The organism is Pseudoalteromonas sp. A757, from assembly GCF_004103285.1.
Classification (GTDB): domain Bacteria; phylum Pseudomonadota; class Gammaproteobacteria; order Enterobacterales; family Alteromonadaceae; genus Pseudoalteromonas; species Pseudoalteromonas galatheae.
On sequence record NZ_QNQN01000069.1, the window covers coordinates 25,272 to 50,956 of the forward strand.

The 25,685-nt window shown below is 42.5% G+C and carries 23 protein-coding genes; 7 read left to right on the forward strand and 16 right to left on the reverse strand.

What is annotated here, in order from left to right; all coding sequences use genetic code 11:
- Window positions 1–71: 71 nt before the first annotated feature.
- The 6 genes from glyS to dnaA all read right to left on the reverse strand — a co-directional run bounded on the left by glyS (window position 72) and on the right by dnaA (window position 9,257).
- Window positions 72–2,141: a glycine--tRNA ligase subunit beta gene (gene glyS, locus DRB05_RS12005; RefSeq protein ID WP_128727159.1), complete on the reverse strand. Its 2,070-nt coding sequence runs from the start codon at window positions 2,139–2,141 to the stop codon at window positions 72–74.
- Entirely contained in the window at window positions 2,141–3,043 is a 903-nt protein-coding gene (gene glyQ / locus DRB05_RS12010) for a glycine--tRNA ligase subunit alpha (protein WP_010376835.1), read from the reverse strand. The genes glyS and glyQ overlap by 1 nt, the downstream gene beginning before the upstream one ends.
- 176 nt (window positions 3,044–3,219) lie before the next feature.
- Entirely contained in the window at window positions 3,220–5,637 is a 2,418-nt protein-coding gene (gyrB, locus tag DRB05_RS12015; RefSeq protein ID WP_128727160.1) for a DNA topoisomerase (ATP-hydrolyzing) subunit B, read from the reverse strand.
- Window positions 5,638–5,649: 12 nt separating this feature from the next.
- A complete protein-coding gene (recF, locus tag DRB05_RS12020; RefSeq protein ID WP_010604162.1) occupies window positions 5,650–6,738 on the reverse strand; it encodes a DNA replication/repair protein RecF in 1,089 nt (362 codons plus the stop codon).
- 4 nt (window positions 6,739–6,742) lie between these two features.
- Window positions 6,743–7,846 carry a DNA polymerase III subunit beta gene (dnaN, locus tag DRB05_RS12025; RefSeq protein ID WP_128727325.1) on the reverse strand — a complete coding sequence of 368 codons (1,104 nt, stop codon included), beginning with the start codon at window positions 7,844–7,846 and terminating at the stop codon, window positions 6,743–6,745.
- A 10-nt stretch (window positions 7,847–7,856) separates the two neighbouring features.
- The gene (dnaA, locus tag DRB05_RS12030; RefSeq protein WP_128727161.1) at window positions 7,857–9,257 is read right to left on the reverse strand and encodes a chromosomal replication initiator protein DnaA; all 1,401 of its coding nucleotides are present in this window, start codon (window positions 9,255–9,257) and stop codon (window positions 7,857–7,859) included.
- A 609-nt stretch (window positions 9,258–9,866) separates the two neighbouring features.
- Between dnaA and rpmH the strand changes: the two genes are divergently transcribed.
- The 7 genes from rpmH (at window position 9,867) to DRB05_RS12065 (ending at window position 15,060) form a co-directional block, all read left to right on the forward strand.
- Window positions 9,867–10,001 (forward strand): 50S ribosomal protein L34, encoded by a 135-nt coding sequence (rpmH, locus tag DRB05_RS12035; protein ID WP_010376846.1) that lies wholly within the window; start codon window positions 9,867–9,869, stop codon window positions 9,999–10,001.
- 6 nt (window positions 10,002–10,007) lie between these two features.
- On the forward strand, window positions 10,008–10,442 hold the full coding sequence (rnpA, locus tag DRB05_RS12040) for a ribonuclease P protein component (RefSeq protein WP_010376847.1): 435 nt from the start codon (window positions 10,008–10,010) through the stop codon (window positions 10,440–10,442).
- 173 nt (window positions 10,443–10,615) lie between these two features.
- Complete coding sequence (yidD, locus tag DRB05_RS12045) at window positions 10,616–10,918, forward strand: membrane protein insertion efficiency factor YidD (RefSeq protein WP_010604158.1); 303 nt, start codon at window positions 10,616–10,618, stop codon at window positions 10,916–10,918.
- A gap of 8 nt (window positions 10,919–10,926) precedes the next feature.
- Window positions 10,927–12,561 (forward strand): membrane protein insertase YidC, encoded by a 1,635-nt coding sequence (gene yidC, locus DRB05_RS12050; RefSeq protein ID WP_128727162.1) that lies wholly within the window; start codon window positions 10,927–10,929, stop codon window positions 12,559–12,561.
- A 534-nt stretch (window positions 12,562–13,095) separates the two neighbouring features.
- Window positions 13,096–13,779, forward strand: coding sequence for a cytochrome c biogenesis protein CcdA (locus DRB05_RS12055; RefSeq protein ID WP_128727163.1), 684 nt, complete (start codon window positions 13,096–13,098; stop codon window positions 13,777–13,779).
- A gap of 17 nt (window positions 13,780–13,796) precedes the next feature.
- Window positions 13,797–14,261, forward strand: coding sequence for a TlpA disulfide reductase family protein (locus DRB05_RS12060; protein WP_128727164.1), 465 nt, complete (start codon window positions 13,797–13,799; stop codon window positions 14,259–14,261).
- Between the two features lie 13 nt (window positions 14,262–14,274).
- The gene (locus tag DRB05_RS12065; protein WP_128727165.1) at window positions 14,275–15,060 is read left to right on the forward strand and encodes a hypothetical protein; all 786 of its coding nucleotides are present in this window, start codon (window positions 14,275–14,277) and stop codon (window positions 15,058–15,060) included.
- A gap of 478 nt (window positions 15,061–15,538) precedes the next feature.
- Here DRB05_RS12065 and DRB05_RS12070 read toward each other — a convergent pair whose 3' ends face one another.
- The 10 genes from DRB05_RS12070 to DRB05_RS12115 are packed head-to-tail and all read right to left on the reverse strand — an operon-like array spanning window position 15,539 to window position 25,685.
- Window positions 15,539–16,735, reverse strand: coding sequence for an iron-containing redox enzyme family protein (locus tag DRB05_RS12070; RefSeq protein ID WP_128727166.1), 1,197 nt, complete (start codon window positions 16,733–16,735; stop codon window positions 15,539–15,541).
- A 27-nt stretch (window positions 16,736–16,762) separates the two neighbouring features.
- Window positions 16,763–17,488, reverse strand: coding sequence for an SDR family NAD(P)-dependent oxidoreductase (locus tag DRB05_RS12075; RefSeq protein ID WP_128727167.1), 726 nt, complete (start codon window positions 17,486–17,488; stop codon window positions 16,763–16,765).
- Window positions 17,489–17,505: 17 nt separating this feature from the next.
- Complete coding sequence (locus DRB05_RS12080; RefSeq protein WP_161568683.1) at window positions 17,506–18,432, reverse strand: MBL fold metallo-hydrolase; 927 nt, start codon at window positions 18,430–18,432, stop codon at window positions 17,506–17,508.
- 11 nt (window positions 18,433–18,443) lie between these two features.
- Entirely contained in the window at window positions 18,444–19,448 is a 1,005-nt protein-coding gene (locus DRB05_RS12085) for a ketoacyl-ACP synthase III (RefSeq protein ID WP_128727169.1), read from the reverse strand.
- Between the two features lie 18 nt (window positions 19,449–19,466).
- Window positions 19,467–20,513, reverse strand: a complete 1,047-nt coding sequence (locus DRB05_RS12090) for a 3-oxoacyl-ACP synthase III family protein (RefSeq protein ID WP_128727170.1) — start codon at window positions 20,511–20,513, stop codon at window positions 19,467–19,469.
- A 9-nt stretch (window positions 20,514–20,522) separates the two neighbouring features.
- Window positions 20,523–21,323: a hypothetical protein gene (locus DRB05_RS12095; protein ID WP_128727171.1), complete on the reverse strand. Its 801-nt coding sequence runs from the start codon at window positions 21,321–21,323 to the stop codon at window positions 20,523–20,525.
- Window positions 21,320–22,021 (reverse strand): glutathione S-transferase family protein, encoded by a 702-nt coding sequence (locus DRB05_RS12100; protein ID WP_128727172.1) that lies wholly within the window; start codon window positions 22,019–22,021, stop codon window positions 21,320–21,322. Before DRB05_RS12100 ends, DRB05_RS12095 begins: the two co-directional genes overlap by 4 nt.
- 14 nt (window positions 22,022–22,035) lie before the next feature.
- Window positions 22,036–23,628 (reverse strand): class I adenylate-forming enzyme family protein, encoded by a 1,593-nt coding sequence (locus tag DRB05_RS12105; protein ID WP_128727173.1) that lies wholly within the window; start codon window positions 23,626–23,628, stop codon window positions 22,036–22,038.
- A gap of 12 nt (window positions 23,629–23,640) precedes the next feature.
- Window positions 23,641–24,264 (reverse strand): aminodeoxychorismate/anthranilate synthase component II, encoded by a 624-nt coding sequence (locus tag DRB05_RS12110; RefSeq protein WP_128727174.1) that lies wholly within the window; start codon window positions 24,262–24,264, stop codon window positions 23,641–23,643.
- Complete coding sequence (locus DRB05_RS12115) at window positions 24,258–25,685, reverse strand: anthranilate synthase component I family protein (RefSeq protein ID WP_128727175.1); 1,428 nt, start codon at window positions 25,683–25,685, stop codon at window positions 24,258–24,260. The genes DRB05_RS12110 and DRB05_RS12115 overlap by 7 nt, the downstream gene beginning before the upstream one ends.

Consider the following 25,685-nt stretch of genomic DNA (forward strand, 5'->3'; position numbering starts at 1 on the left):
AGCTAGACAGCCTTTTACTTGCTTTTACCAATCAGCAAAAAGCCAGCAGTTGCTGGCTTTTGTATCAGCAATTAATTTTGTAACACTGAAATATCTGCAGTATTAAGGAATAGCTTACTCAACTGACTAAGTAGTGCTAAACGATTGGCTTTAACCGCTTCATCGTCCGCCATTACCATAACATTATCAAAGAAGTTATCTACTGCTTCACGTAGACTCGCTAAACGCGTCAGTGCAGTTTGATAATCACCTTCAGCGTAAACAGGTGCAAGCTCAGCAGTTAACGCAGCAACTTGTGCAGCCAATGTTTGCTCAGCTTCTTCTTGTAGGAGTGAGTTCTCCACCGCAGCTTCTGACGCGACGTTATTCTTCGCTAGAATGTTGTTTACACGCTTATTAGCAGCGGCTAACGCTTCAGCTTCCGTCAACGTTCTAAAGTGACTAACCGCTTTTACTCGGCGATCAAAATCAACTGGGCTCGTTGGACGTCTTGCAAGTACTGCTTGGATCACATCCACGCTGATACCTTCATCTTGGTACCAGGCACGGAAACGACCTAACATAAACTCAACCACTTCATCGGCAACATTTGCATTGCTTAGCTTATCACCGAATAACGTCATTGCTTTGGCAACGATATCCTGAATGTCTAATGGTAGTTCTTTTTCTACCATAATACGCAATGCGCCGATGGCAGCACGGCGAAGTGCAAACGGGTCTTTATCGCCTTTTGGTGTCTGGCCGATACCAAAAATGCCAACCAGAGTATCAAACTTATCCGCAAGCGCCACAGCAAAACTGATTGGGTTAGACGGTAGATTATCACCAGCAAAACGCGGCATATATTGCTCATTTTGTGCTAGTGCGACTTCTTCCGCTTCACCATCAATACGCGCGTAATGCATACCCATCACGCCCTGAACGTCAGTAAACTCCATGACCATTTCAGTCATAAGATCCGTTTTACTTAGCAAACCTGCACGCTCTGCTAGCGCCTTATCAGCACCAAGCAGCTCCGCAATAAAACCTGCGAGTGCCGAAATACGCTCTGACTTGTCTTTTAGTGTGCCAAGCTGCTTCTGAAATAACACTGAATCAAGTGACTCAAGACGGCTTTCCAGCGTTTTCTTCTTATCCGTTTCAAAGAAGAACTGAGCATCTGCCAGACGCGGGCGAACCACTTTCTCGTTACCCGAGATCACCACGCTCGGATCTTTACTTTCAATGTTAGAAACAAACAAGAACTTGTTGATCAAGTTGCCTTGCTTATCTAACAGTGGAAAGTACTTTTGGTCGTCTTTCATGGTGTAGATAAGTGCTTCATCTGGCACTTGCAAGAAGGCTTCTTCAAAAGAAGCAACTAAAGTGACTGGCCACTCGACTAGCGATGTAACTTCTTCAAGAAGGTCTTCATCCATCGCGACTTGCGCGCCGAGCTTTTCAGCTTCAGCTTCAATTTGGCCTCGAATTAACGCTTTACGTGCTTCGTAATCCGCAATAACGTATGCACCTTTTAGCACTGCATGACTATCATCCGCATGTTCAACACGAACACGCTCAGGGTGATGGAAGCGATGTCCCTGCAGCTCATTGCTGATAGCTTTACCTAGCACTTCACCTTCAACTTGTTGACTACCAAGTAGTGCAGCCACAGTATGTACTGGACGGATAAATTGCGTCTTGTTCGCACCCCAGCGCATCGGCTTTGGAATAGGTAACTTAGCCAGTGCTTTATTGATCACATCGCTTAGTAACGCTAAGGTCTGTTGCCCCTCTACTTTCGCTTTGTGTAGCAGCCAAGTGCCTTTATCAGTTTCTAAACGCTCAGCATCATTAATATCAATACCACAACCACGAGCCCAACCTAGCGCCGCTTTAGTCGCGTTACCATCGGCGTCAAATGCTGCCTGAATAGCTGGACCACGTTTTTCGACTACTTTGTCGGCCTGTTGCGTTTGTAATGCTTTAACTTGAATACCTAAGCGACGAGGTGATGCATACCAGCTCACGCCTTCATGACTAAGCTCTAATGCTTCAAGTTCTTGCCTAGTATTTTCTGCGAATGACTCAGCAAGGTTGCGTAACGCCTTTGGTGGTAGCTCTTCAGTACCAATTTCTACGAGTAAATTTTCAGTCGACATTATTTATCCTTACAAAGCGGGAAGCCAAGTGCTTCACGTGCATCATAGTAAGCCTGTGCACAGGCTTTTGATAAAGCACGAACTCTTAATATATAGCGCTGACGCTCAGTTACTGAGATAGCGTGACGTGCGTCTAACAGGTTAAATGCATGAGATGCCTTCATTACCTGCTCATAAGCTGGTAGAGGAAGCCCTGCTTCGATTAGCTTTTCGCTTTCTTTTTCACACTGGTCAAACTGCTTGAATAATGCCTCTACATCCGCATATTCAAAGTTATATGTCGACTGTTCTATCTCGTTTTGCATGAACACGTCACCATAAGTTACGCGTCCCATTGGACCATCTGTCCAAACGAGATCATAAATGCTATCTACACCTTGTATATACATTGCAAGGCGCTCTAAACCATAAGTAATTTCACCCGTTACCGGTGAACATTCAATACCGCCAACTTGCTGGAAGTAGGTAAACTGAGTCACTTCCATGCCATTCAACCATACTTCCCAACCTAATCCCCAAGCACCTAGCGTTGGTGATTCCCAGTTGTCTTCAACAAAACGTACTTCGTGCGTCAATGTATCAATGCCCAGCGCTTCTAGAGAGCCGAGGTAGAGTTCCTGAATATTCTCAGGCGATGGCTTCAATACAACTTGGAATTGGTAGTAATGCTGAAGACGGTTAGGGTTTTCACCATAGCGACCATCTGTCGGGCGGCGACAAGGTTGTACGTATGCGCTCGACATTGGCTCAGGACCAATGGACTTAAGGAAGGTCATCGGGTGGAATGTACCCGCACCAACTTCCATATCTAAAGGTTGAGCTACAACACAGCCTTGCTGCGCCCAGTAATCCTGTAAAGCCAGGATCAAACCTTGGAAGGTTTTGATATCGTATTTTTGCATAGTTGGCTTATTTTTATCTGGTACTTATCGTATGTAAACGCCTTCAGTAATTTGGCGCCCACGCTAGATTCAATGATTGAAAATTATGCTCAGTATACCGCGAGCGCAGAAGGGTTTTAAGCTTTAAAGCATAAAAAAAGGAGGGAAAATCCCTCCTTTTTACTAGATGTTTGAGTTTACACGTCTAAGTTAACAACTCTCAGTGCATTTGTTTCGATAAACTCTCGACGAGGTTCAACTTGGTCCCCCATCAAGGTTGCAAACAATTGGTCTGCAGCAATGGCATCTTCAATGGTCACACGTAGCATACGACGAGCATCTGGATCCATCGTTGTTTCCCAAAGTTGGTCAGGGTTCATCTCACCCAATCCTTTATAGCGTTGTGTATACAAGCCGCGCTTAGACTCTGAGATAAGCCATTCAAGACCAGTCTCAAAGTATTCGATTGCTTGAGTCTTCTCACCACGCTGTACGTAACCGCCTTCGCTGATCAAACTACCAATTTGACGACCAGTGTTCGCAATGCGGACATAATCTTTAGATGTAATAAAGTCGAAGTTCAAAGTATGCGCTTTATCAACACCGTGCTGACGAATATTGATCACTGGATAATACATGTGGCGCTCTTCATCAAATGCCACTTCCGCGTTAAAGATAGTAGCATCTTCGTCTTTCTTCACAAGATCAGCTACAAGGCTTTCTGTCCATGCTGTTACTTTTGCTTCATCAGATAAATCAGCCTCTGTCAGCTCAGGCTGATAAAGCAAACGGTTCATGATTGAAGACGGGTACTTACGCTTTAAACGTTCAATGATATCTATCGTATTTTGATAATCATGCACTAAGTTTTCTAACTTGTTACCAGAAATTGGCTCAGCACCTTCTGCTGGGTATAACGCAGCATCGTTAAGTGCCAATGTTGTTAGGTATGAAGTTAGTGCATTATCATCTTTAATATAGCGCTCTTGCTTACCTTTCTTCACTTTGTATAGTGGTGGCTGAGCAATATAGACATAACCGCGTTCGATGATTTCTGGCATTTGACGATAGAAGAAAGTCAGTAGCAGCGTACGGATGTGTGAGCCATCCACGTCCGCATCGGTCATGATGATGATGCGGTGATATCTTAGCTTTTCAGGGTTATATTCATCACGGCCAATACCACAGCCTAATGCAGTAATTAGTGTTGCCACTTCCTGAGAAGAAAGCATCTTATCAAAGCGTGCTTTTTCTACGTTCAGGATTTTACCTTTAAGAGGCAAGATAGCTTGGTTCTTACGATTACGACCTTGCTTAGCAGAACCACCCGCCGAGTCACCCTCCACTATATATAGTTCAGAAAGTGCAGGATCTCGTTCCTGGCAGTCAGCGAGTTTACCCGGTAGACCGGCTAAATCCATGACCCCTTTACGACGAGTCATTTCACGTGCTTTACGTGCAGCTTCACGCGCGCGCGCCGCATCAACGATTTTATTTACAACGGTTTTCGCATCGCCTGGGTTTTCAAGCAAAAATTCAGTTAGCTTTTCAGCCATCATTTGCTCAACAGCCCCTTTCACTTCGCTAGAGACGAGCTTATCTTTTGTCTGTGAAGAGAACTTAGGGTCAGGAACTTTAACACTAACAACAGCGGTCAAACCTTCACGGGCATCGTCACCCGTAGCACTGGTTTTATACTTTTTATTAAAGCCTTCTTTTTCCATGTAGGTGTTAAGCGTACGTGTAAGCGCTGCACGGAAACCTGCTAAGTGAGTACCACCATCGCGTTGAGGGATGTTATTCGTAAAACAGTAGATGTTTTCTTGGAATCCATCATTCCATTGCATAGAGACTTCTACGCTAATGCCATCGTCACGTTCCGTCGAAAAGTGGAAAACATTTTGATGAACTGGTGTCTTCTTACGATTTAGATACGCAACGAATGCTTGAATACCGCCTTCGTATTTGAAGTGATCTTGTTTATTCTCTTCGCGCTCATCACTCAAAATGATGCTCACACCAGAGTTAAGGAAAGATAGTTCACGTAGGCGCTTGGCTAGAATATCGTAGTGGAAATTTGTATCTGAGAAAGTTTCAGCACTTGGCCAGAATCTTAATTCAGTACCAGTAGATTCAGCTTCACCGATAACACCTAGCGGCGCATCTGGAACACCCATAGTGTATTTTTGCTGATGCACTTTGCCATCACGGCGGATTGTTAATTGTAGTTTTTCAGAAAGTGCATTTACAACAGAAACACCTACACCGTGCAAACCGCCAGATACTTTATATGAGTTATCATCAAATTTACCACCGGCATGTAGTACAGTCATGATAACTTCCGCCGCAGAAACCCCTTCTTCTTCGTGAATTGAAGTTGGGATACCACGACCATTATCTCGAACAGATACAGAGCCATCGGTATGAATTGTTACGAAAATATCGTCACAATATCCTGCTAGTGCTTCGTCGATTGAGTTATCAACGACCTCAAACACCATGTGATGTAAACCAGTACCATCGTCTGTGTCACCGATATACATTCCCGGACGCTTTCTTACAGCATCCAATCCTTTAAGTACTTTAATACTCGACGAATCGTAATTTTCCGACATGGTTTCTTCCAATTATTTTGTTATTAAGCTGCCATGTTCCACGTGGAACATTTTAATTTCACGTTCCATTGGTTCAATAACGGCGGCAATACTTTCTGGAGTGATAGCAGTGATAAACAGCTGTGACTGACATTGCGCCAACAGACGCGATACCGCCACCTTAGTATCTTCACTAAGCTCCGAAGGTAAATCGTCAATAAGCAGAATTGACTGCTTATTACTCTCTTGGTCAATCAAACTGTTTTGCATTACTTTGAGTGCATACAGTAATAACTTGAGTTGGCCACGAGAAAAAATATGTTCTACGCTGTTTCCTTGAGTATAAAAGTTAAAGTCAGCCTTATGCGGCCCTTTACTTGTATAGCCAAGTTTTACATCTCGCTCTAACTGATTCGTTAATACCTCAGCTAGTTCCCCCTTCCAGCCCGCTTGAAAGCGAATTTCAAGGCCTTTAAATATAGGGCTTATATCCCCTATCTTATCAAAAAAATGCGTCTGAAACCTACCTATATAAGCCTCTCTAAACATATTTATTTGCTCAGCAAGGCGTACAAACTCCTTATCCCAATAACTTAGCTGGGATTGGAGATCTCTCGGTTTAGATTTCAATAAAGCATTACGTTGCTTGAGCACCTGATTGAACATTTTCCATGTGGAATAGAACTGATGTTCCACGTGGAACACACCTAAATCAAGAAACTTACGACGCTCTTTTGGACCACCAAAAAACAGCTCATAGCTTTCTGGTGTAATAACTTGAACAGGTAAAACCTGCGCCAATTCTGCCACTTTCCGACTTGCCTGCCCCTGAATTCGAAGCTTAGTTTCACCACTGGTATATTTACTAATACCAAGCGGTATAGACAAGTTATGTAGTTGTTTTTTAGCATGAACAACGCAATGAGAAGCTTCATGCTTGATCATTAATTTTTGCAGATTGGTACGGAAAGATTTACCACTGGAGAGAAAGTAAATGGCTTCAAGCAGACTGGTTTTACCGCTACCATTTTCACCGAGAATGACATTAACGGCATTACTAGGTGAAAGCGCCATCGCCTCAATGTTTCGAAACGCATTGAGGCTAAGGTGAGTTAAACTCATAAATCTATAAACGCATCGGCATAACTACATACATTGCATGTTCGTCACCAGCGGCTTCAATAAGCGCACTGCTGTTTGCATCAGAAAGCGTAAATTGCACATCTTCAGACTTTATTGTATTTAACACATCTAATAAGTAAGAAACGTTAAAACCTACTTCAAGATCATCGCCTTGATAACCTACCTCAACAATTTCTTCAGCTTGCTCCTGCTCTGGGTTATTGGCACTAATTTTCAATTGCCCACTACTCAGATTCAATCGCACGCCGCGAAACTTCTCATTAGAAAGAATAGATACGCGCTGAAATGCACTACGTAGCCAATCGCGGTTTGCGGTAACCAGCTTGTCCCCGCCACGAGGTAATACGCGACGATAATCAGGGAATCGCCCATCCACCAGCTTACTCGTAAAAGTAAATTCGCTGTCGATGATACGCACATGATTAGCGCCAAATTGAATGGTGATAGTTTCATCATCCGCAGGCAATAAGCGCATGATCTCTTGTACGCCCTTACGAGGAATGATCAATTGACGTTGCGTTTGTAATGACTCAGGTAATTTTTGCTGCGCAATTGCCAGACGGTGACCGTCAGTGGCTACCGTTTTAATTTCACTATTATCTACTTCGAACGACATACCATTTAAATAGTAACGTACGTCTTGGTTAGCCATAGAGAAATGCGTTGCTTCTAGCAATTTTCTCAGCTCTAAACGCGTTATGGCAAACTCAACCTCACCGTCCCACTCTTCAAGATTAGGGAAATCTTCGGCTGCTAAGGTTGTCAAAGAAAAGCGACTTTGGCCGCTTGTCAGTAGCAATTGATGCTCTTGGCTACTCAGCACTAAATCCGAGTTATCAGGCAAGCTCTTACAAATATCTAGGAGCTTTTTCGCCGGTAAAGTGATCTTGGCGTCTGGCACATTTGTTTCAAGGGCAACAGATGCAACAAGCTCTATCTCTAAATCTGTACCTGTCATATGTAACGCGCCATTTTTCACTTCTAGCAATACATTAGACAAAATAGGCAGTGTATGTTTGCGCTCAATGGCACCCGACACCTGTACCAGTGGCTTTAAAAATAGTTCTCTTGGAATCGTTATTTGCATCATTTAACCCTTAAGAAGACAGCGTTCTAATTAAGTTTTGATAATCTTCTTTTACCTCATGACTTTCATCACGAAGTGCTTTTACTTTTCTACACGCATGTAACACGGTGGTATGGTCGCGGCCACCAAATGCATCACCTATTTCTGGTAAGCTGTGGTTTGTCAGTTCTTTAGACAATGCCATGGCAACTTGTCTTGGTCTTGCAACTGAACGGCTACGACGTTTTGACAATAAGTCAGAAACACGAATTCGATAATATTCCGCTACGGTGCGCTGGATATTATCGATGGTAACGAGTTTGTCCTGTAGCGCTAGTAAGTCACGTAGCGCCTCTTTAACAAAGTCGATAGAAATTGGACGACCAGTGAAGTTGGCATTAGCTATCACGCGGTTTAACGCACCTTCTAACTCTCGCACATTTGAGCGTAATTTCTTAGCGATAAAAAAGGCAACTTCGTGTGGCAAGTTAATATTACTTTGCTGCGCTTTCTTCATTAAAATAGCAACGCGAGTCTCTAATTCTGGTGGCTCAATAGCAATAGTTAACCCCCAACCAAAACGCGACTTCAGTCGGTCCTCAACCCCTTCTATTTCTTTAGGGTAACGGTCAGAAGTTAGAATAATTTGTTGGTTGCCTTCAAGCAGCGCATTAAATGTATGGAAGAATTCTTCTTGCGAACGCTCTTTGTTTGCAAAGAATTGGATATCATCAATCATCAATGCATCAACGCTGCGGTAGTAACGCTTAAATTCTTCAATGGCATTATTTTGAAGTGCTTTAACCATGTCCTGAACAAAGCGCTCTGAATGCATATAAACAATTTTTGCATCCGGTTTTTGTTCAATAATGCCATTACCTACGGCATGTAACAGGTGCGTCTTACCCAAACCTGTACCACCATAAATAAATACGGGGTTGAATGCAGAACCTGGATTATCAGCAACTTGTGTTGCAGCAGCCTTAGCCAACTGGTTAGACTTACCTTCTACAAAGTTATCAAAGGTGTAATTCTCTTTAATATTAGACTTGTGCGAAGATTTAGGAGCCGGCTCAACTTTTTCTGCCATTTTTGGCTGAGTGCCTTGCAGCATCGACATGTTATCCGCTGCATGACCTACACTTGCAGCCTTTTCGCTGGATACACTGGGTTGTGCAGCCAACACAGGTTTGCTACCTACATCAAAGCGTAGTTCTGGCGCTTCATCACCACAGATCTCAATCAGTAGTTCATTGATGCGGTGGAGATACTTTTCCCGTACCCAATCTAATACGAAACGATTTGGCGCATAGATAGTTAGCGTATCATCAGTACTTTCTGCCTGTAGTGGTCTAACCCACATGCTAAATTGCTGAGATGGCAATTCATCTTGCAAAACATATAAACAACTTTGCCAAACCGACAGATACACTCTGAACTCCAATAGGTTTTGATTCCCGGGAATAAAAAATAGAGCATTCAGATCTAGAATAGTCAGATCTAAATGAAAGGATCGCCGGAAATACTTAGTTTTTATTACAAAATCACTGGTGGAAGCGGGGTATTATGAAGTGATCTTATCCACAAGTTCAATATTGACATTTAGAAAAAGCAAGATCTCACCCTAGTAAAAAAATAAACGCATGAAATTTAAAGGTTTTTATTTTTTACCCACAAGTAAGATCATAGCAAAAAACTCTCCCGATCTCACCCCAAAATTAAGATCAAATTTAGTTTTCCAGAGCTTTTCCTATTCTTACTAAATGCTATAATGCCACCCATCAGATCAGATCTATGCAGATCGATTTCGTATTGATCCTACTTTATGTAGATCGTCTATGTTTGCTCGATAGCTTTGCCAAGTTTTGTCTATATAAAGGATATAGAAACCTCTCGCTGTGGATTATTTAGCCACAGAGAACAGATTTTGATTGACTTTAGACGCGCTCAGCTTTAATATCTCGCGCTCGCAATGGCACCTGTGCCAGGATCGCGACCTGCATAGGATGTTTTAACTTTTAACCGATCGGATGGAATTGTTATGAAAAGAACTTTTCAACCTAGCGTACTTAAGCGCAAGCGCACTCACGGTTTCCGTGCTCGCATGGCGACTAAGAACGGTCGTAAAGTATTAGCACGTCGTCGTGCTAAAGGCCGTAAAGTACTTTCTGCTTAATATTTAGTGGAAGACTTTAGCTTTAGCAGGGAGTTACGTCTGTTAACTCCCTCGCATTACTCCCGCATATTTCAAGAGCCAGCTCGCGCTGCTACGCCTTATTTTACTCTACTTGCAAAACCAAATGATGTTGGTCATCCAAGACTCGGTTTAACTGTAGCTAAAAAACGCTGCAAAAAAGCATGTCAACGAAATCGTATCAAACGACTAGCCCGAGAAAGCTTTCGATTAAATCGTCATAAACTTGATAACATCGATATTGTGCTGATGGTCAAAACTGGTGTTGACGAACAATCTAATGAAGAGCTAACTAAACAGCTCACTAAGATGTGGCGCAAAATAAATGAACGTTGTAAGCCAGGTGCGCCTAAACCACCTTTTAAGCCAAAGCCTCAGCACAAACGTTCAAAAAATCCTCAAGCTAACGCGAAAAAACAATAATCTGCTTTAGCCTTTCCTTTTTACGACGCATTTACCCTTGCTAGCATAGTAATTTTACGCCAATTAAGGTAAGGTTAGCTCACCTTTTAATCAGCTATATCAATGGAAAAATAGTCTGTTTTTTCCCACTTGGGTTGAAGCAGTAAATTGAGGAAATTGATATCTACAAAGCCATGAATTCAACTTCAGGGCGTAGCAAGATCAGAAATCAGTTCAAAGCAGTTTGTTCGCTTCCCAAGCACCTGCTTATATTGCTGATCCGCGGTTATCAACAATGGATTAGCCCCCTGCTAGGGCCTCATTGTCGCTTTAACCCGACCTGTTCTAGTTATGCAATTCAAGCAATTAATTTACATGGAATTGCAAAAGGGAGTTGGTTAGCGGTTAAACGCATATTAAAATGTCACCCTTTGAGCGCAGGTGGAGATGATCCTGTACCTGTGAAGTCGACTAAAGTTAAACAACACGAGAAATAAGAGCTGTTATGGAATCGCAACGCACGTTTTTATTTATCGGTTTGTTGTTGGTTTCGTTCCTATTGTTCCAAGAGTGGACACAAGAACAAAACCAGCCACAAGCTGATACCAGTGCCGTCACACAACAAGTGGCGAACTCAACCCCAACAGAAGAGCAAGCTGATGTACCAGCATCAAGCCAATCCGATGTCCCAGTTGTAGCAACTCAGGCAACACGTTCTGTCATTAGTATCACTACCGATGTATTTGCGGTAAAAATTGATACCAAGGGCGGTGACATCGTTGAAGCTAATTTACTACAACACGCAGAAACCCATGGCAGCGACACGCCTTTCATGTTACTTGGTGAATTTGAAGGCAAACAGTATGTTTCACAAAGTGGTTTAATTGGTTTAAACGGCCCAGATGCAAACAAAGCTGGTCGCCCAGTATACGAGTCTGCACAACAGCAATATGAGCTTAATGGCGATACATTACGTGTACCACTGACTTTTACTGATGAGAAAGGCGTACAGTACACAAAAACTTATGTATTTAAAGCAGGTAAATATGACGTTGACTTAGAATACCAAGTTAACAACACCACCTCATCACCTGTTCAAGTACAACTGTACACACAAATCAAACGTACACGCCAAGATAAAGGCAGCATGGTTGATCAGACCTACTTAGGCGCAGCCTATGGTACCGCTGAAGAACCTTATGAGAAATACAGCTTCTCTGATATGGCGGATGCAAACCTAAATAAAAATACCCAAGGCGGCTATGTTGCTTTCTTACAGCACTACTTCGTCAGTGCTTGGGTGCCAGATCAGCAAACCAATAATACGATTTATACCACGCTTAGAAATGGTAATGGTATTGTTGGTATGAAGAGCGAGCCAACTAATGTTCAAGCAAATAGCACGGCAACTATCCATGCGGTGTACTATATGGGTCCTAAAGACACAGAAGCGCTTGAGGCAATTCAAGAAGATCTAGATCTCACTGTAGACTACGGCTGGTTATGGTTTATTTCACAACCGCTACTGACATTGCTTAAGTTCCTTTACGGTATTTTAGGTAACTGGGGTCTGGCAATTATTGCTATCACTTTGATTGTGAAAACGGCGCTATACCCACTAACTAAAGCGCAATACACCTCAATGGCTAAGATGCGCATGCTACAGCCTAAGATGCAGGCACTAAAAGAGCGTTATGGCGATGACCGCCAGAAGTTCGGCCAAGCGATGATGGAAATGTACCGTAAGGAAAAAGTGAACCCAATGGGTGGCTGTTTCCCACTATTACTACAAATGCCAATCTTCCTAGCCTTGTTCTACGTATTCCTTGAATCAACAGAACTACGTCATGCTGAGTTTATGTTGTGGCTAACGGATCTTTCAGCTATGGACCCGTATTACGTACTACCTGTGCTTTTTGGTGCAAGTATGTTCCTAACACAAAAACTACAGCCAATGACGGTTACAGACCCAATGCAACAAAAGATGATGACTTATATGCCAGTCGTGTTCTCAATCTTCTTTATTTGGTTCCCATCAGGTCTGGTACTTTACTGGTTGGTTTCAAACCTTATCTCTATCGCTCAGATGCTTATCATCTACCGTGGCATGGAGAAAAAAGGCATGAAAGTACGCGGTTAATTCTGACGTAATATACTAAGAAAAACGGCTCTCCTCTGAGCCGTTTTTTGATCTTGCCGCTCTCACTATTGATACTACTCACTTATACCAATTGAATTAAGTAATACCAATTTTCCTAATTGATTGATCTATTCAGAGGCTAGAAAATTTTGTCGCTCACGAAGCAAAAGTTTGTCCAATTCGTCCTTCAAACAGATTAGAAATTAGTTTCAATTGGATTAGAAACAGTAAAATACACTAAAGCACTTCTCTCAGAGCTATTCACACATAGGAATAGAAAAGGTCTAAGAACTCTATTCAAACCCACTAATTCACTTATTGATACCACTTAAACTTACCTATATTTGTATAAACCTTAGTAAAGTGATTGGATTTTGTTCAGTTGTAAAACCAAAAAATAAAGGTAACCAAATGATTATTATAGTTTTATTAATTTTATATCTTTTTTGATTATATTTAAGCGGCTCTTGATAGCTTAATATCACCATTGCGCTACTTTGTTCTTAACCACTAGAACATAAGCTCGAAAATGTAATGGAAGAACAGCTTTTTTTATCCGCACTACAATATGAATCCCCCAATATCATTTGGTTATTAAGTGCCTTTTTGTTGGGTATTTTGACGAGCTTAACACCCTGCGTTTACCCAATAATCCCCATTACGGTTGCTACGCTAGGGCAACAATCAAAGTACTCAGTAAAAGTAAGAACCGTTTTATATTGTGTTGGCTTTGCAGTGGTCTATTCCGCTTTGGGCGCTATCGCAGCACTTACCGGCCAAATGTTTGGCGCGATAGCAAGCAATCCAATTGTGATGATTACATTTGCCAACCTACTATTACTATTCGCCTTTATTTTAAAAGGGTGGATCCCAGTTCCAACTAGATTGCAATCATTCAGTGGCCAATCTAGTAACTCAGCTTTCACCATGGGAGCACTGAGCGCTCTCGTTGCTGCACCATGTAGCTCGCCCGTTTTAGCAGCAATTTTACTTTTTGTAGCTGAGCAACAAAGTCCACTCTGGGGTACCTCTCTTTTATTTTGCTTTTCTTTAGGAATGTGTTTGCTGCTTTTTGTTGCGGGCATATTTAGTGGGTATCTCTCTAAGTTACCAAGGTCAGGCAAGTGGATGTCAACCATTCAGTGGCTGATGTTCCTATTACTCCTATTCATGGCCCAATACTACCTAATCAAAGCAGGGCAACTGATTTACTTTTAATAATACGAGGAAGTGAAATGAAATATCCAATCCACACCGTGCTCTTATGCACCACAATAGCATGTACCGCACCCGTTTACGCTAACTCACCATCTCCCGTTTCATTTGAAGCAACAGGCATGAATGGTGAATCTCTACCTGTTGGTGATAAACCAATTTACCTAAAATTTTGGGCAACTTGGTGTAGCTATTGCCTAGAAGAAATGCCGCACTTGCAGGAAACGTATGAAAAAACAAATGAAAAGTTAGAGGTGATCTCGGTCAATGTCGGATTTAACCAAAATGAGCCTTTAGTTCGACGTTTTTTGGATAGGCACAACTACACGATCCCGACCATTTTTGACCAACGAGGACAAATGGTTGAAAAGTTTAAAATTGTGGGCACTCCAACACACATTTTACTAGACGCTCAAGGAAACGAAGTGTTTCGCAGCGCCTTGTTAACCGATGAGCTCAAGGAAAAACTAAAGCGATTACAATAAGAAGGAAAGTTAAATGAGAACGCTAACACTCACTACATTGGCATTATTGGTAAATAGCTGCGCCACTTGGGCTGTAGACATCCCTCAACAGGGTAAGGCTGAGCTTATCTTTATAAACCTGTGGGACGAATATGCAGAGCCTATTAAATTACCAAAACCAAAAGATAATATTAAACGCGTATTATTGCAGCCCGATTTTAATGTCAACGCTGGTGCCATCGACGACTTTGTAGGCTACTACCCCCAGTTTGAAGGCCTCGAAATAGATACTCAGCAATCCTTAGCATTAAGATACAAGATCTGGCAAACACCAACGCGAGTACTTTTAAACAATGGAAAAGTAGAAAGTATCACGCCGCTACGGCCCCATTCTGACGCAAAAGTGAGTCATGAGAATATTATCAACAAAGTAGCAAAAAAGAGCGATACCTTCGCTTTGACAAAACCTGATGGTTCGACAGCGAGTATAACTCTTAATGGTAAAAAGCAGGTGCTGTTTTTCAGTGATGCATTATGTCCTTTTCAACACTTACCTAATTGCGAAGAAAAGATAAAACAAAACAATGGGTTGATAGAGAAAACAACGCTTCCGATCACCACAATAGTAAAGCCTTTTTACATTACTAACCATGAAGTCAAATCTTATCAACAAAGGTTCCACGTGAATCATCCTATCTTTATGGACTCAACTAATAGCCTGTTTCAGAAGTTCGAGATCACAAGTCTCCCTTATTGGCTTGTTATTAATGAAAAAGGTAACCCAACATATCGTGGTGAAAAACCCCCTACTTTTTTCTAACCTTAGTGGGTTAAGTAGCAGTGAGCAGCACCTCTACTTAACCCTCGGTCCTCAGAATTAGTTTACTCCACAACTCATTAATCCAAGCTACCCACTAACCGTGCAGCAACATGCTCCTCAAAGCCTGTGATTTGGTTTCCTCCACCCCACAAGTTACCTTCTTAAGCATGGACAGGTGTGATACCGTTCTCACTTTCACTAGCTCAAGTCAAAGCAGTAACTATGACCTCACAGCGAACGTGAATATCGGAATCTCACCGCTTATAGCAAGAAGTGGTAGCGGTGTTATTGACTAGATTTTCTAACCTCAAAATAGCTCACTTAATTAGCGTTTATTTTTGCGGCATAGCTCCACAGACCCAAATCGAATTACTATGTGATATGAGCAATAAATGAAACCGTTAGAAATAAAAAACCAGTGATGTAGAAACAATCACTGGTCTTTAGTAGCTATAGAGGTATGGATCTGTATCAACAATTAACCGATAACTTGATGACCTAAGTTTTCGGGCTTATTGCGATAAGAGCTTTCACTATTTTTAGGGAAACAGCGAGTAAAGCCATAGTCCGTTAACGCTAGAATTCTCAAAGGCTCAGAGCCAGTATTAACGGTATAGTGATCATACCAACGAGGCACGTATGCCAACTCTCCGGCGACAACATCAATGGCCTTTTCATCAATGTGTACACGGCCCTGGCCGCTGAGAATATAAAATACCGACTCATGGGCGTGATTATGTTTTTCATTGCGCTTGCCTACTGGGATCTCTAAAAGTCTAGGATCAATCACTTCACTGGCAACTTTAAAACGAGTTACTTCAAAGTTTACTCCACCAGCTTCGTCTTCTCGCTGGTATAAGGTTATCCCTTGTTTTTCTAGTACATTTGCATGTAATGCGCCAGAAGCCTCTAAATCTGCATAAGGTTTATCTGAAGTCACCAAATCAATTAACGATTTTGCTTTGGCCATTTTGAGCTCTTCATACAATTTCGTGAAATATGCATCTCGAAGTGATAGAGAGGTGTCAATTGCCTCTTCGATCGCCAGCCAATGCTGTTCAGTATCGCCGTCACATGCATCTAGGGCAATTTTTTCAATTACCTCAGAGTGTTCATCATCACACTCCATATGCAGGCTTAAATAGAGTAAGTCCGATTCGGCCACTCCTTGGTTTACCAATCCATTAAAAAGATAACTGTAAATCTTAGGCACAACCCCTTCGGTGCCCCAACCTAAGAATGCCGCCGCTCTGACAATGTCAGAATGCTTTAAGTAATTAAGACAATCGTTAAAGTACTGTACCGTGTAGTCTCTAAATCGAGTTTCATCTGGGGCAGTCACTCCAAACACATTACCAAGCATATTACGTAGCAAGTTCGAATGGCATTCTTGTTGCTCTTCTTCGCCCGCTTCTTCCCACAAGTTATGGGATAAAGCGACACGGTGCAGATCGTTTTCACACTGCATCATTAGTGCAGAGAGTAATCGGGTAAAACCACGCGAATAATAAAAATGTTGGGCAATTACAAAACCAAACTCAGAGATGGTTAATTGATTATTTTCACATGCTTTAAGCAAAGGGTTTTGCCAGATACGGTGTTGTTGGACAAAGTCTTCAAAGCGCGCACCAATGCGATTTTCCATTGATAAAACAGAGCTAGTTGATGTGTTCATTAGTTGTGTTCCTTACCTTTGTTGTGGTTACCAAGCGAGTTCATTACCATCAAGAATAAATTTGCGATGAAACTGTTTTCCATCGCCCTTAACTGCCATATAGATACTCTGTGCACCCTCAATCGCAGAACGAGGTGCTTTGTCTGTACCCATATCTGTTTTACACCAGCCTGGAGAAACAACCGTCACCGCTATCTGAGTATCATCACACTCTTTCGCTAATGCTAAGGCATACATATTCAACGCTGATTTAGAAATACGGTATGCTAACCCGTTGATAGGAAAATATTCATGCTCAGGATCTGCCGCATAATTCAGCGAACCTAAATCACTACTAAGGAAAATCACTTTGCCATTCTCAGACGCGAGTAACAGCGGCATGAGTGCTTTGGAAATTCGAGCAGATCCAATCACATTTGTCTCAAACGTCGCACTCAATTCACTCAAGTCGATTTGCGATGCACTGTTTTCCCAATCAAAGAAAATTGCAGCGTTATTGATCAGCACATCACACCGACCATAACGCGCCATTAGCGCTTTCATAAACAGATCAACACTCTCGTCCGAGGAAATATCCAATGGTAAAAAGTCAACTTCGGTACCGCTTTCAGCCAAAGCCAGCTGGGCTTGTTGGCCAGCTTTCTCGGACCTAGCTGTTAGTACAACTTGATGGTCTCTCGCCAAAAGCTTCGCAGCTTCTAACCCTAACCCCTTAGCACCACCTGTGATCACTGCTACTTTATTTAAGCTCATTGTTTGCTCATTCCTTTCTAACTAAGTTCAGGTTGTCCAGCAAACCCCATTAACTGCATCATTAGTAATGTGCCGTTATAGTGGAGTTTTTTAGTAATAAATTTTTCTGTTGATTGACGTGTGATATCCGAAACAACTTGTGCTGTCGCGTTCAAGTCTCCCTCATTTTCACTAAGCAATCGCGCAGCTCGAGATTTGAATTGAGTTAACCCCTGTAACGCACTGGCCGCAGCAACATTTGCTGGTTCACCATACAAAACACCGTGATGTCCTAATACGAGACAATTCACATCTAATGCTTGCAACTTTCGTAAAGAATCTTGATAGGCTTGATAATCTTGGAAGACAAGTGGTTCCCACTGTGTCGGTGATACCATTTCCCCCAAAGTATCTGAGACATACAGGCGCTTGAATTTCGGCTCATAAAAGCTCAGTAAACATTTTGCATGTCCAGGTGTGGCAACAGCGACCACTTGATGTCCTGCGCTCAGCGTCACCTTATCTCCATCAGCTAAGCTAATGATAGGGATATCAGCAAAATCTACTTTCTTTGCTTCCATTGCAGCAGGAGCATGCTCGGCTTCAGGTAAGATGTTATATAGACTGCTAGTTAATTTAGCAGTCACTGCATGCGCTTTGGGGTTTTTCAGCGTGTTACTCGTTGCCGCAGAGGCGTATACCTTGACCGCCGGTAACCACGGATAAAGCAGCGCTAAAGTGCCAATATGGTCATAGTGAGAGTGCGTTATAAACCAATGGGTAATCGTGGTTAGATCACCACATATCGCCTCTAGCTGCTGTAAAATTCGCGGCGCGAGAGGCTCCACGCTCGCATCTACCAAGGCCCATCCGGCATCATGTTTTATCAAGAACATAGGTATATCAATGGTACCCAATAAGTGTAAACCATCTTGCTGCATGCCCATTTTTTGTGACCAAGTCATCGCCCCGACTCCTAAAACTGTAATAGGGCACCAGCCCATGTCGCACCGGCACCATAAGAAAGCATCAATACTCTGTCGCCGGCCTTAATCGTTTTGTTGTGGCAGTTTTCGGCTAACGTAACCGCTGTTGATGCGGATGCCATATTGCCGTAACGCGTCACATTGATTGGTACTTTCGCAGGGTCAATATCTAACCTAGCCTGGATTTCCTCAAGCATTCTTAGATTTGGCTGATGCACAATAAATTTATCTATATCAGCAACCTTCAGATTGTTTCTTGATAATATCTGAGTCGCAACTTCACAAAATTTACTGACGCCATGCTGGAATACGTTAGGACCATTCATGCGCATATAAAAATGTCCTAAGTCACCATCGTCTGGTACATGAAATTGACGTTGTGCAGTACCTGGCGCACGTGTAACTAAGCTTTCCCACTGACGACCATCACCACATAACTGAATGTCTTCGATCTTTGCACTTGCCCGAGCGTCTGAATGCTGTTGTCCAACCACGGCAGCCCCACACCCATCTCCAAGCATCACCGCAAGGTTTCGCCCTGCATCACTGGTGTCCATACGCTTAGATAATAGCTCTCCTGCTACCACTAAAACGTATTTAGCTTCTCCCATTGCCACGAAGTTTTTCGCGATATTAACCCCATAAATAAGGCCACTACATTGAGCTCTAATATCAAAAACAGGTAGCTCGGCTAGACCTAGTTTGCTTGCCAACACACAAGCCTGTGATGGGTCATGAATATCAGGACTTAGCGTATTCACTATTAGCATATCGACCTGCTCTAAAGTGATCCCAGCGTCTGCTACAGCCTGCTGTGCAGCCATAAGCATGAGATCGCTAGTCGCTTCAGTGCTTTGTGCATGAAATCTCGTTTCAACACCGATACGTGCACGAATAAATTCATCCGAGGTGTTAATGACTTCAGAGATCATGTGATTATCAACTTTCCGTTTTGGCAAGTGATAACCAGTGCCAAGAATATATGTGTCCTTCATTAGGGTTGGTCCTTACGATTAAATTTGATAGTGAACATTGGATGAAAATTTTGGCACTTTACCAAGTTGCCAAATCTGTGCCCCAAATCCCCAGCCGATTGAAGGGCTAGCAATCACAATTTTGCTATTATCGGCGATGGCTTGTTGCTGTAGCGCGATATTAAAAGCAAGAGGCATTGCTGCCGCGACGGCGCAACCAAACTCTTCCATAATTTTTAACACCTTATGCTCAGGAATACGCAATAAGGCGCACCATGCATCAATTAACTTTCTTGCAGGTTGATGAAAAACAAAGAAGTCGATGTCGTTTGAGTCGAGCTCTACTTTTTTCATGGCTGCATTTACCAGTTTTGGTAAGGACTTTGGTACAAACTGCCCCATCACTCTAGCCCCTTGCTCGGGCATATCGAAACACAGACCAAAATAGGTATCTACTTTGTCGTTCCAACAGATAGTTGCTAACTTGTGGTGCTTAGGAAAACTTTGATAATGCTGCGAAACAATACCGAGAGTTGGATCTGATGATTTAGACACAATCATCGCAGCGTAGCCATCACCAAAATTCATTCCGTTTACACAGCTTCTATCCATGATGGCACTACTAATTTCTTGCGTAAGAATTAACACATGCTCAGCTTGACCAGTCATAATTGCGTTGGCCGCTAATTGCAGCCCGTCCATCATACTTGAACATTCATTTTGGATATCGAACTCGGCTGTCGCATTCTTTAATTGCAGTCTTTGCTTCAACGTATGACTGATCCGAGGATAAAATTGACGCTCCGGAATTTGCACAGCCAATGACGAAGAAGTGATAAAAAGATCGATATCATCGCTGTCTAATTCAGCCAACTGCAACGCTTCTTGTGCCACAGATACCGAAATATCCATTGGCATCGAAACACTTAAGTCTGTGTAATAACGCTGCTTGATTCCCCACTTTTGTTCCCACTCTTCTCTATCTGTACTACTAATCTTTGAGAACCACTGTGGATCTTCATTTTTTACTGCTAATGTTGGCACTTTGGCTGCCACAGCCTTAATCTCTACACCACACATATTCATCCCATTCTCCTAAAACATTGTTCGCGCTACTATTTTTGCCCTAAATGGACAAACACTTAGCCAAATTTGAGGCAATGCCTCTTTGAGCTGAGCTTGGGTGTCATTCCAACTTGACCAACGTAATTGGGGGGCATTGAATTGCAATGCTCTGATAAGTTGCGCCTCAAGATAGTGCGGTGCATCAATCATTACGGCTTGCCCATCACCTTGTAATGCTTCACAAAGTTGTACTATTTGACTTACCAAATGGTCGGTTAGCGCATGTTTCGCAGGGAGCTGAACAGACAACTCAAGCTTGCCCTCAGTAGATAGAGATAAAGTATTTGGCTGATATCCAGCGATCTCTTGTTGTACTATTTGACACTGAGACACTGCATCTGAAGCGCTTAACAGAACACTTCGTGCGCCAGCTTCCAAAGTTGGAAACTGCTTCACATCATGTGAATTTGCTTCGGCAATTAAAATATTTTTCATCCCGGCAGCGACAAAATAGCCATTCGCAACTTCTAGTGCCTGCGCCCAAGTTGTGTCTTGTAAATCAATTACAAATGCATTGTCTGCTTGTAGATGCTCTTGTAGTGCATACCCAACTCTTGGTGTCTGCTGCTCGTTACGTTCAATAATACGGTCGATACTGGTTGAGAGCGTAATAATCAAATCTAATGCTTGTGCATCAACTTGCTGATCGGAAAATAACGTGCCAGTCGAATCTCTTAGCCAGTCAATGCAACTAAGGCGCGGCTCATCAAAACTGCGCAAGTAGACCGACATTGCTTGTAGTTGTAATTTAGAGTTTATCTTTTTAATCATGCGCTTAACTGCTCCACTTTATGCTCGGAAGCGATTAAGTTTGCACAGTAGCCAGCGCGATTTATTAGTAATTCACGTAACTGCAACTCGTAATGATGCGGCAAAACTTTAGCTACGAGCTTTGCGACTGCAACACTACTTTTTTGATAATTTGGATAATTTCTGATCTGTGGTATCGCACTGCTGAGTGCTTTGTTTAGTGCGCAATCAAGGTTACGGATAACACTACATAACACCAGCTTCCACACATCAACGAGTGTCGATACGTGCGTAACTTCTTCACGCAGTTCTTGATGTAAAACGGGTAAAATAGTGCTGAGCTCATTGATCCCAGTCTGGAAACTTTGCTCGCTTTCACTGCGAATGATTGTAGAAACAGCACCATGAGCTTGTTCTATTAATTCCATAAGCTCTTGTTGCTTTGCTTTTTGCCAGGCATTACGAGATAACAATTGCTGCTCTTGGTATACCTCGGCTAACCAGCGAGCAATAACGCTAGACTCTGATAGCGACTCAATATCGACTAACAAAGTAGGAACTTTACCCATAGGTGAATGCTTTAATAAAGCAGCCGGTTTTTGAGTATAAACCTCAACGTTGGTATAACTGTAGTCTAAATGCAAGACCTCAAGTAACATTCTGATCCGAATAGAAAATGGGCAAATGTCATACCCATACAAATGTAGTTTTGGTGACATAGTGTGATCCTTACTTATGCAGCTTTTAGCTCACGTAATTGACGCTTTAATTTTTTTCCTGTTACTCCGGTATATTCATGACCGGACTGAAAGGTGAGAGAGACAACTTTTATCAAATCATGCTGTTGCAAAACGGTGTTAACTTTATCGAGCAAACAATCGGCCGCTATTTCAGATGCAGACCGTGATAATTCCACACAAACATGTGGTAGATAAAATTCTGGGTTTTGAGGGTCAGGCTTAGCAAAAACACTGCATTCAAAAATTTCAGGTAAATACTTCAGAATGACTTCTTCAGCCAAGCAGCTGTAAAGCACACCATCTTTGGTATAAACAGGATCAGTCGTACGATCGACGTGGAAAAATTTACCCGTTTCATCAAAATAGACTAAGTCGCCTGTTAACCAATAACCACTGAGCTTTGCATCCTCAGTTAGTTGGGGAGCATTCCAATATCCTGCCGTCACAGATTCTGATTTAACGCCCAGTAACCCCACTCGATTGGGGCCAAGCTGCTCTCCTTTATCGTTCAATACTGCTGCATCTACCCACTCAAACGCGCGACCGATACAGCGGTCAAATTGGTGCTGCTCCAAGCTATGAATATTTCTGAATATGGCGAACCCAAACTCTGATGACCCCAAGTTGTCAATGAATATAGAGCCTGATTTACGCTTACCATCAGCATAATGTTTGCCAAGCGCAATCAACTTTCTGATATGCGACTCATGATTTGCATCACCTGTAGCAATCCAATAACCCACTGAGGAAAACTGACGTTCATCTAAGGTTTCACGACACAAGTCGACATAGGTTTTAGGGAAAGCAACGATGAGTTCAGAGCGTTCTTGCTCGACTTTTTTTGCTAAGTTTTGCGCAGACTTATCAGATAAAATATAGGTGCTCGCGCCTCGCAATAAGCTCGACATCATGACGGAGATAGCAGAACTGTGAGAGTGTGGCAAAGCGCATAACACTCGCTCACCTCTTTGTTTTAATAATTGATTTTGCACACCAAAAAAGAAACTATGGTGGGTAAAAGTTACTGCTTTGGGCACACCCGTAGTGCCCGAAGTATGTGCTAGTAAAATCACATCATCTGCAGCAAACTCGGGCATTGCTGGCAATTCAGTATTAGCCAAAGAGAGTAACTGCGTTACCGTAAATAGCTTTATTGTTTTTAACGATAAATTGATAAAGCACTGTGCTTTATTATCCGAGTAAACAAGTCGCTCCACGGCAGCATTACGGCAAAAAGCAATGACAATTTCAGGGTCTAGCTTGTCATTAATACATACTGGAATAGCGCCAATTCTGTTTAACGCAAGGTAGTGAATGAAGTAGCTTAGATCATCGTTAAGATACAAACCTACCGTTTCTTTGGCACACACCCCCATCGCACAATATTTTCCCGCGATGAGTTCGCTCAAATACAGAAGATCTGCAATGGTAAAATGACGTTGAGTACAATATTCACTGATCGGCTGTTCAACCTTTATCAAGTCCTGATGTGTATCTGGCACTATCTCGTTTAAAACAGTAAGAAAGTTACCTGCACCAATTTTGGGATGTTGTTGAATAGCCTTGACAACTTGAGTGGAAAACATTGCTTTTTCTCCTTATGCAGCGACTTCATTAGCAGTATCAAGCTCTGGTGATACTAGCCCACTTTCTACCAACCAATTGCGCAGCATATCCAGCCCTCTTTCAGTTGCGATGGACTCTGGATGAAACTGTAACCCGAATATTGGTAAATACTTGTGTTGTAATGCCATAACTTCAGCTTGACCCGAAGGCGTTGCCACCGACAAAGCCGTGACTTTTAAGCATTCAGGTAATATGCTAGATACACATAAGCTGTGGTAACGCACGATGTCTAACGGAGAAGGTAACCCAGAAAATAGCCCTGAATTGTCGTGTGTAATTTGCTTCACTTTGCCATGCATTGGAGCCTGTGCATGACACACTACCGCGCCGAAAACATGGGCGATGGCTTGATGCCCCAAACAAATCCCTAGTATTGGGATTTTTCTTGAAAAGTATTCGATGGCTTCGCATGAAATGCCAGCTTGCTCAGGGCCGAAGGGCCCTGGTGAAATAATCAAACCACTTGGCTTTAACGCTGCCAATTCATCTATCGTGATTTCATCATTTCTCACCACTTTAACCGTTTGGCCTAACGCGAAGAAATAGTGCACAAGGTTATAAGTAAATGAATCATAGTTATCTATCATGACTAACATGTGGCAGCTTCCTTATCCTGAGATTCGGCAATGCCCAGTGCAACCAGCATTGCCCGACTTTTATTCATAGTTTCTTGCCATTCACTTTCAGGGTTTGAGTCGGTCACAATGCCAGCCCCCGCCTGAATGTTGAGATAGCCATTTTTGATGTACGCGGAGCGAATAATAATTGCCAGATCAAGTAGCTGGTTATTCAATATGCCAACCCCGCCACCATAAAACCCACGCCTGACTTGCTCGTATTTATCCAACAGCTGCATCGCACGTATCTTTGGTGCACCACTTAATGTACCTGCTGGCAATGTGGCTTTAATCAAATCAAAATTACTATGCTGTTTGTTTAGTGATGCACTCACCTGTGATGTGATATGCATCACATGAGAAAAGTGCTCCACAGTCATTTTGCGAGGAACACTGACAGTAGCAGGATCAGACACTCGACCGAGGTCATTTCTGGCTAAATCAATCAGCATCAAGTGCTCAGCAAGCTCTTTTTCGTCTTGCAATAGTTCCTGCTCTAGCCGCGCATTCTCGACCTCACAGGCTTGTCTGTGGCGAGTGCCCGCCATTGGAAAAGAAACAAGCTCGCCATTATCATTACGCACAAGCGTCTCTGGCGATGCGCCAAACAAACACCCAGCATTTAAACGAATATAGAATTGATAAGGAGAAGGGCTTACTCTTCTAAGCTGTGTAAAAAAATCCAGCCCACATCCAGACACAGGGATCTGCATTCGCTGTGATAAGACGGCCTGCATGATTTCGCCGTCTTTTATGTTTTGTTTGAGCTTATCTACTGTTTGCTTAAATTCGTCTTGCTTGAAATTAAACTGTACTGGGCCATCAACCGAATCTTGAGGCCAAGAGTGTAACCGCTCAATTAAGCCAGTATTACTGTGTTGTGGGACAGATGAAAAAGTGACAAGCTTGGCCTGCTTTTCCTTATGGTCAAAAATCGCCATCTGCTGTGGAAGCATTAACTCAACATCCGAAGATTGTGTTAAGTCTGGCAACTCTGGATCAGGTAACTTATGTGGCTCAAAGTAACGGATGCTTTCATAACCCCAAATACCTAACCAGCCAAACTCAAACAGCTCAATCTCTGGGTTAAGTACAAACTCTGTATTTGCAGTTAATTCCTCTAATTTGGTCCAAGCCTGTGTTACACAATCAAACTGCTGTTCGAAAATGACATCATTGCCACAGCAATACATTAACTTGTTATTTTTAAGTACAATTTTTGCCAAAGAGGATAGACCTACCAAGCTGTACCGAGGCGGAATAGCTTTGGTTGCGGCGTTATTAAACTCATATACAAACGAGTAGCTATCCGCTGCAAAGCGACGATAAAAGCGCATTACATCACCGTCACCATAATCAAGTGTATCGACTTGGCTATAAATTTTCTGCAACTCAGTCAT